Here is a 7,643-nt window from a genome sequence, read left to right on the forward strand (position 1 = left end):
CCGATGAAGCTGCTGATCGCCAACCGTGGTGAGATTGCACTGCGCGTCATCCGTACCGCCCGGGAGATGGGAATCGCCACCATCGCGGTGTACGCCGACGACGACGCCGGGACACCGCACGTCGGTGCGGCAGACCACGCTGTGCGGCTGCCCGGGTCCGGACCGGCCGCCTACCTGGACATCGACGCGGTCCTCGCCGCCGCCGACGAGTGCGGAGCGGACGCGATCCATCCCGGTTACGGGTTCCTTGCCGAGAACGCGGATTTCGCTCGCGCCTGTGACCGGGCGGGGATCGCCTTCGTCGGCCCCGCCGCCGACGTGCTGGACACCTTCGGTGACAAGTCCTCGGCACGCGCTGCGGCACAGCAGGCCGGGGTACCGGTGTTGCCCGCGACCGGCCGGGGCGTGGATGTGGAGGCGGTGCGCGCCTTCGCCGCCGGACAACCCGGAGGCGTGATAATCAAGGCCGTCGCCGGCGGCGGAGGGCGCGGTATGCGCGCCGTTCCGCCCGGCGCCGACATCGATGCCGCCTACCGCGCTTGTGTCGCGGAAGCCGAACTGGGCTTCGGCGACGGACGGGTTTTCGCCGAAGCACTGTTCGGCGGCGCCCGTCACATCGAGGTGCAGGTGATCGGGGACGGCACCACCGCACTGGCGCTCGGCGACCGGGACTGCAGCGTGCAACGCCGTCACCAGAAGCTCGTCGAGATCGCACCGGCGCCCGGCTTGTCCGAGGATCTGCGGGTGCGGTTGCAGTCCGCCGCGAGTGCACTGTGTGCCTCGGTCGGCTACCGGGGTCTGGCCACGGTCGAATTCCTGCTCCGCGACTCCGAATTCGTCTTTCTCGAAGTCAACCCACGTATCCAGGTCGAGCACACCGTCACCGAAGAGGTGACCGGAGTCGACCTGGTGGCCACACAACTCCAACTTGCCGAGGGCAGACCGCTGTCCAGCTGTGGGCTACCTCCCGGAATCATCTGCACCGACGGCGAGGTGACCGGCACGCCGACTGCCGCACAGGGCGTTGCCGTGCAGGCACGGGTGAACCTGGAGACGATGTCTGCGGACGGGTCCGCCGTACCCAGCGCCGGAACCCTGTCCGTCTTCACTCCGCCGACCGGCCCGGGCGTACGGGTCGACACCTTCGGCGTGCCGGGTCTGGTCACCAGTGCACGTTACGACTCGCTGCTGGCGAAAGTCGTCGTGCGGTCGTCGACCACCCTGTCGGCCTTCGCAAAGGCATACGGTGCGCTGGGCGAGTTCGTCATCGAGGGCCCCGCGACCAACATCGCCTTCCTGCGGAACCTGCTCAGCGACGACGAGTTCCGCTCCGGTCCTGTCGACATCGACTTCCTGCGCCGCCGCCTGGGCGACCTCGTACCCGAGTCGGAGGAGCGATCCACGACGGCGGTCGCCGAGGTCGATCTGCCTCCCGGACGAGAGGTGGTGCGGGCACAGATGGCCGGCACCGTGGTCACCGTCGTCGAATCGGGAGCACGGGTGGCCGCCGGTTCGGCGCTGGTGGTGCTCGAGGCGATGAAGATGGAGCACGAGATCCTGACCGACGCCTCGACGACAGCTGTCCGAGTGCTCGTCTCGCCGGGACAGACCGTCGGCATCGGCGACCCCCTCGTGGTGCACGAGCCGCAGGAAGGCGCTCGGGCCGGGGTGTCCGAGACCGAGACGCTCGACCTTGATCGCCACCGCACCGATCTGGACGAGGTGAACGAACGTCACCGCCTCACCCGCGACGAGGCGCGCCCGGACGCGGTGGCCAAGCGCCGGAGCATCGGCCGCCGGACCGCACGGGAGAACATCGAGGATCTGGTCGACCCGTCGAGTTTCGTCGAATACGGGCCGCTCGTCCTGCCGGCACAGCGCAGACGGCGCAGTGAGGAAGACCTGATCGTCAACGGACCGGCCGACGGACTGGTCGGTGGGATCGCCACGATCGGGGCCGATCGCTTCGGTGCCGACCGGGCAGAGACAGTCGTGATGTCGTACGACTACACCGTCATGGCGGGCACACAGGGCTGGCGCAATCATGACAAGACGGATCGACTGCTCGAAGTCGCTACACGCCGGAAGCTCCCCGTGGTGCTCTTCGCCGAAGGAGGCGGTGGACGACCGGGTGAAACCGACCACGACATCGTTGCAGGTCTGGATGTGCCGACCTTCCGCACCCTGGGCGCACTGCGCGGAGTGGTGCCGCTGATCGCGGTCGTCTCGGGCCGGTGCTTCGCGGGCAACGCAGCGCTGGCAGGCGTATGCGATGTGCTGATCGCGACACCGGATGCCAACATAGGAATGGGCGGGCCGGCCATGATCTCCGGCGGCGGACTCGGCGAGTATCCACCCGAGGCGATCGGACCGATCGACGTACAGCGCCGGAACGGTGTCGTGCACCTCGTGGCCGACGACGAAGCGCATGCGGTGGAGTTGGCTCGACGGTATCTGAGCTACTTCCAGGGACCATTGTCCGAATGGGACGCACCCGACACCCGGCTGGCTCGCCACGTGATCCCGGAGAACCGACTGCGTGCCTACGACGTACACGCGGCGATCGAATCGATCGTCGACGTCGACTCCGTGCTCGAACTGCGTCCCGATTACGCACCGGGAATCGTGACAGCCCTGGTGCGGGTGGAAGGGCGACCGTTCGGCTTGATCGCCAACAGCAGCCGCCATCTCGGCGGAGCCATCGATGCCGAAGGCGCCGACAAGCTCGCCGACTTCCTCGAACTGTGCGAGGAACACCGACTTCCCATGATATCGCTCTGCGACACACCGGGTTTCATGGTGGGTCCCGCCGCAGAGGAGGAAGCCACCGTGCGCCGATTCGCGCGTCTGTTCGTGCTGGGGGCCCGGCTGACCGTGCCGTTCGGAGCAGTGGTGCTGCGCAAGGGCTACGGGCTGGGTGCCATGGCGATGACCGGCGGTAGCTACCGCGCGCCACTGTTCACCGTCGCGTGGCCCACCGGCGAGATCGGAGGCATGGGACTCGAAGGCAGTGTCCGCCTGGGCTACAGCAAGGAGCTGGCAGCTGCACCGACGGACGAAGCCCGTACCGAACTCTACGACCGGTTGGTGACCGACGCCTACAGTCGCGGACGCGCTCTGAGCGCGGCAACCACCTTCGAACTCGACGACGTGATCGATCCGGCGGCGACACGCGACTGGATCCGTACTCTGCACAACTGATTCGACAAGCTTCGAGGCCGGGCCGTACGGCAGGCCGGGGAAGGACGAAAGATATGGACAGGTTTGCCGGGCAGGTCGCGATCGTCACGGGTGCCGGGGGTGGCCTGGGGCGTGCACATGCCCTCGCGCTTGCGGAACGCGGCGTCAGGGTGGTCGTGAACGACATCGGCGACGGGGCCGCCGGGGTGGCGGCCGAGATCGTCGATGCGGGCGGTCACGCGGTCCCATCCGACACCGATATCACCGATGTTGCTGCGGTCCGGACGCTGGTCGACGGTGCCGTCGAGCGGTGGGGCCGTATCGACATCCTGATCAACAACGCCGGGATCCTGCGCGACAAGACTTTCGCCAAGATGGAGCTGGCCGACTTCCGCAAGGTGATCGATGTGCACCTGATGGGATCGGTGCACTGCACCAAGGCTGCGTGGCCGCACATGCTGGCACAGGGTTACGGTCGGATCCTGATGACCACCTCGGCGTCCGGAATATACGGGAACTTCGGACAATCCAACTACGGCGCAGCAAAATCCGCGTTGGTCGGCCTGACGAATGTGCTCGCGATCGAGGGGGACCGCAAGGGAATCCGGGTCAATGCTCTGGCCCCGACCGCCGCTACGCAGATGACCGAGGGTCTGCTCCCCGACGACGCTGCCGCTAGACTGGGTCCGGAAACCATCGCGCCCGGGGCGGTCTTCCTGGTCTCCCCGGATGCCCCGAACGGTGTCATCCTCGGCGCCGGCGCCGGCGTATTCGCCGTCTCGCGCATGCTGGAAGCCCGGCCAGTCTTCATTCCCGAGGCCGAGCGCACCGCCGAGACGATCGCCGAGCGTTGGGACGAGATCGCCGATATGACCGACGCGCGCCCTGTGGGCTCGGCCTTCGATCAAACCGACCTGTACGTCGAACTGGCAAAGCGCGCGAACGCCGATTCTTCCTCTTGATTGGTCATGGAGCGTCCGGTCTGCCGACGTCGTGGGGAGTCGACGACCGAGGAACATGCACGAACATGCTCGCCTTGGCCGGCAATGTTCTCGCGACGAGACTCGTTCGCGCCCAGATAACTTCGTCGCGCGGCAGAGGACAACGCTTACCTTGTAATTCGGCACAGGCAATCCCTGTGCAGATTGTGACAGAGCCTCTGTTATTGGCATTGTCGGTCGAGCAAGGTGGGTGGTGTCATCGGAAGCACCTCCGGCGAACGCCGATCGGAGACGGGAACGACGAACATCACGACTCCGGTCAGGGTTACTCCGTACGGGTGGCGCCTCCACTGCATCCCGCCGCGACGAGTCTCGCGGTTCGACCAGCAAGGACTTGCCTGAAGTGACCTCCTCGACCACTACCGAACCCCGCTCGAACGGGCTGCGGAATCCCATTACGGACGTTGCGGCGGCCGGCGCCGGTGTCTTCGACTTGGGGATCCGGGCTTAGTACTGCAACGACAGTTTGTGACCGAGGTTGTGTCTATGGTACTTGATCTTGGTGCAGTCGGAGGTGTTGGAATGGTCAGCCGGGTTCACAGCGTTCTGCAGTCGGTTCGCGCACCGGTTCTCGCGGGTGGAGTCACGGCGGCGGATGGCGGCGTATGTCCGGGGATTGCTCGCGGAGGTCGAACGGAAGAACGGCTGGACACTGGCCGAGGCCGCCGGGGACACCGGCCCGGAAGGTATGCAACGACTGCTGAACTTCTACGCCTGGGACGGCGACGGGCTGCGCGATGACGTGCGAGACGTGGTGGTCGAAGCGATCGGCGACGAGACCGCCGGGGTGTTGATCGTCGACGAGACCGGTTTTCTGAAGAAGGGCAACAGATCCGCCGGAGTGGCTCGGCAGTATTCCGGAACCGCCGGGCGGATCGAGAACAGTCAGGTCGGGGTGTTCCTGGCGTACGCCTCCGACCGTGGTCGGGCGTTGATCGACCGAGAGTTGTATCTACCGAAAGCCTGGACCGAGGACCGCGATCGGTGTCGCGATGCCGGCATCGACGACGACGTCGAGTTCGCGACCAAACCCGAACTGGCCCAGACGATGCTCGCACGCGCACTCGATGCCGGGATTCCGTTCGGGTGGGTTACTGCCGACGAGGCCTACGGGCAGGTCGGCCGGCTGCGGATGTGGCTCGAATCGCGCGGAATGGCGCACGTGCTGGCGGTGCCGAAAACGCAGATGGTGGTGTCGATGCAGTTGCGGCAGCGCCGCGCCCACACCGTGATCGCCGAGCTCGACGCATCGGCCTGGCAACGGCTGTCGTGCGGCGATGGTGCGCACGGACCGCGGGTCTACGACTGGGCCGCCGCCCCGATCCGGCCCATCCGTGAACCGGGCCGCGGTCATTGGTTGCTGGCCCGTCGGTCGCTCACTGAACCGTCTCGGGTTTGATGCCGCCTCCTTCCTTGAGGAGGATGCACATCATGTCCGAGCGTTACCCCGCCGAGCAGCGTGAACGAGCGGTGAAGATGGTCCTCGACCACCTCGACGAATATTCTTCGCCGTTCGCGGCGTGCAAAGCCATCGCCCCGAAGCTCGGCGTCGGTGTCGAGTCGCTGCGCACCTGGACCCGCCAGGCTCTGATCGATGCCGACAAGACACCCGGCGTGACCACCGCTGAACAGCAACGAATCAAAGAGCTCGAACGCGAAGTCCGAGACCTCCGTGAGGCCAACGAGATCTTGAAATCGGCCTCGATTTTCTTCCCGAGGGAGCTCGACCCTCGCCGCCGCTGATCTGCCAGTTCATCGACCAGATGCGTGCACAAGGACACCGGGTCGAGTCGATCTGCGCCGTGCTCACCGAGCGTGACGTCAAGGTCGCCCCACGCACGTATCGGAACCGGAAAACTGCTTCTCCATCCCGCCGGACCGTCGCCGATGCACATCTGACGAACGCTCTGCGTGAGACCGTCGGCACCGCCGAAGGTCTCTACGGTCGCCGAAAGATGACCGTGCACCTGCGTAGACACGGCCACGACGTCGCGGCATGCACCGTCGACCGGTTGATGTGTGATGAAGGGCTGTCCGGAGCGGTCCGGGGCCGTCGGCACCGCACCACCGTGCCCGGCGGCTCGCACAGCCGCCGCGCCCCTGACCTGGTCGATCGTGATTTCACCGCCGAGGTTCCGAATCGGAAGTGGGTCACCGACTTCACCTATTGCCGCACCTGGGCGGGGTTCGTCTATGTCGCGTTCGTGATCGACTGCTTCTCGCGGGCGATCGTCGGCTGGCATGCCGCCACCGTCAAAGACACCGCGATGGTCACCACCGCCTTGAAGATGGCATTGTGGCGACGTGACCACACGGGCCATCCGGTCGGCTCAGGGTTGATCCACCATAGCGATGCCGGCAGTCAGTACACTTCCATTGCTTTCGCGGAAACCCTTGTGCTGGAGGGTATTGCCGCGTCGATTGGCAGTGTCGGAGACGCGTACGACAACGCTCTGGCCGAGAGCACGATCGGGTTGTTCAAGACCGAAGTGATCGCCAAGGGAAACCCGTTCCATCCGGGTCCCTACACGTCCGTCGAGGACGTCGAGTACGCCACGATGGAGTGGGTCGACTGGTTCAATCGCAGTCGCCTGCACAGCCGTCTCGGATACGTCCCGCCGGATGAATTCGAGGCGGCGTACTACGCTCACCTGTCGACTCCGCAACCGGAGCCGTCACCGATATAGGAGCGGCAAGAAACCCGAGACGGTTCACTATCGCATAGCTGGTTGGTTGTCGCTGGTGTTGGCGTGCGTCTCTTGCGTTCCCTGGACGGGGGTCAAGGCCCCATCGAGGCCCGCCGCTGGGGGGTGCCGCCAGCGTGAATTCTCCGGTGGTCCCATTGACAGAAGTGGTCAAGGCGTATGAGTTCCACGACGTTGGTGATCGTATTAATGGTGGTGGTTGTGCCCATGGACGGCACCCATTTGGTGCAGTAATGAGTGTGTGGGGTCGTCACTGAGTTGATAGCGGACGATTCGGCCCATACGGGTGTAGGAGACCAGGCCACGTTGGCGAAGTAGTCGCAGTGCCTGCGATACAGCGGTGGGTGACATCCCGACGGCAGCGGCGAGGTCACTGACGCACAGCCCGGGTATGTGGTGCAAGCAATGCAGAATGCGCAGGCGGTTGGGTTCGGACAGCATTTCGAAGCGGGCTGCCCAACCTTCGATATCCGGGCCCTTGAGGGCAGCAGCGGCTTTCGCGGCCTCACTGGGATTGAGCGCAGAACGGTCACTCATGCACTCTCCTCGAAACACAAACTATGTGCGTATCCACCGCGGTATCGATCCGTATGGCACGCTTCCACGTACGTTCTTGATGCCGCTCCTGGTGTAGGTGCGAACATCACTCGGTCCTCGATGTCCTTGTCTTCGACCTGTTGTCAGATTGCCATCGCCGCACGGACGGTGGAGGCGGCGTCGACACCACCGTCACCCGTCGAGGTGATGCGCCCGGATT

The 7,643-nt window shown here is 65.4% G+C and carries 4 protein-coding genes and 1 pseudogene; 4 read left to right on the forward strand and 1 reads right to left on the reverse strand.

Translation table 11 applies throughout. The features are described 5' to 3' along the window. Positions 1 to 3: 3 nt before the first annotated feature. The 4 genes and pseudogenes from NVV99_RS22205 to NVV99_RS22220 all read left to right on the forward strand — a co-directional run bounded on the left by NVV99_RS22205 (position 4) and on the right by NVV99_RS22220 (position 6,868). Positions 4 to 3,201 carry a carboxyl transferase domain-containing protein gene (locus NVV99_RS22205; RefSeq protein ID WP_260783030.1) on the forward strand — a complete coding sequence of 1,066 codons (3,198 nt, stop codon included), beginning with the start codon at positions 4 to 6 and terminating at the stop codon, positions 3,199 to 3,201. Positions 3,202 to 3,254: 53 nt separating this feature from the next. Further along, on the forward strand, positions 3,255 to 4,142 hold the full coding sequence (locus NVV99_RS22210; protein ID WP_252173350.1) for an SDR family NAD(P)-dependent oxidoreductase: 888 nt from the start codon (positions 3,255 to 3,257) through the stop codon (positions 4,140 to 4,142). A gap of 541 nt (positions 4,143 to 4,683) precedes the next feature. Continuing rightward, positions 4,684 to 5,568, forward strand: a pseudogene (locus NVV99_RS22215) (IS701 family transposase); the annotation flags it as partial. A 44-nt stretch (positions 5,569 to 5,612) separates the two neighbouring features. Continuing rightward, positions 5,613 to 6,868, forward strand: a protein-coding gene (locus NVV99_RS22220) for an IS3 family transposase (protein WP_260783031.1) whose coding sequence is annotated in 2 segments (ribosomal slippage) — positions 5,613 to 5,886 and positions 5,886 to 6,868 — 1,257 coding nt in all. Because the reading frame shifts where the segments join, the coding sequence is not laid out codon by codon here. Between the two features lie 204 nt (positions 6,869 to 7,072). Here NVV99_RS22220 and NVV99_RS22225 read toward each other — a convergent pair. After that, positions 7,073 to 7,423: a metalloregulator ArsR/SmtB family transcription factor gene (locus tag NVV99_RS22225; RefSeq protein ID WP_260783032.1), complete on the reverse strand. Its 351-nt coding sequence runs from the start codon at positions 7,421 to 7,423 to the stop codon at positions 7,073 to 7,075. Between the last annotated feature and the right edge of the window lie 220 nt (positions 7,424 to 7,643).

It is taken from the genome of Rhodococcus sp. PAE-6, from assembly GCF_025290685.1.
Classification (GTDB): domain Bacteria; phylum Actinomycetota; class Actinomycetes; order Mycobacteriales; family Mycobacteriaceae; genus Rhodococcus; species Rhodococcus pyridinivorans.

What these genes read in the sequence shown, in the direction of transcription:
- NVV99_RS22210 (WP_252173350.1), top strand. Translation starts at nt 3,255, where the DNA reads ATGGACAGGTTTGCCGGGCAGGTCGCGATCGTCACGGGTGCCGGGGGT.
- NVV99_RS22225 (WP_260783032.1), bottom strand. Translation starts at nt 7,423, where the DNA reads ATGAGTGACCGTTCTGCGCTCAATCCCAGTGAGGCCGCGAAAGCCGCT.
- NVV99_RS22205 (WP_260783030.1), top strand. Translation starts at nt 4, where the DNA reads ATGAAGCTGCTGATCGCCAACCGTGGTGAGATTGCACTGCGCGTCATC.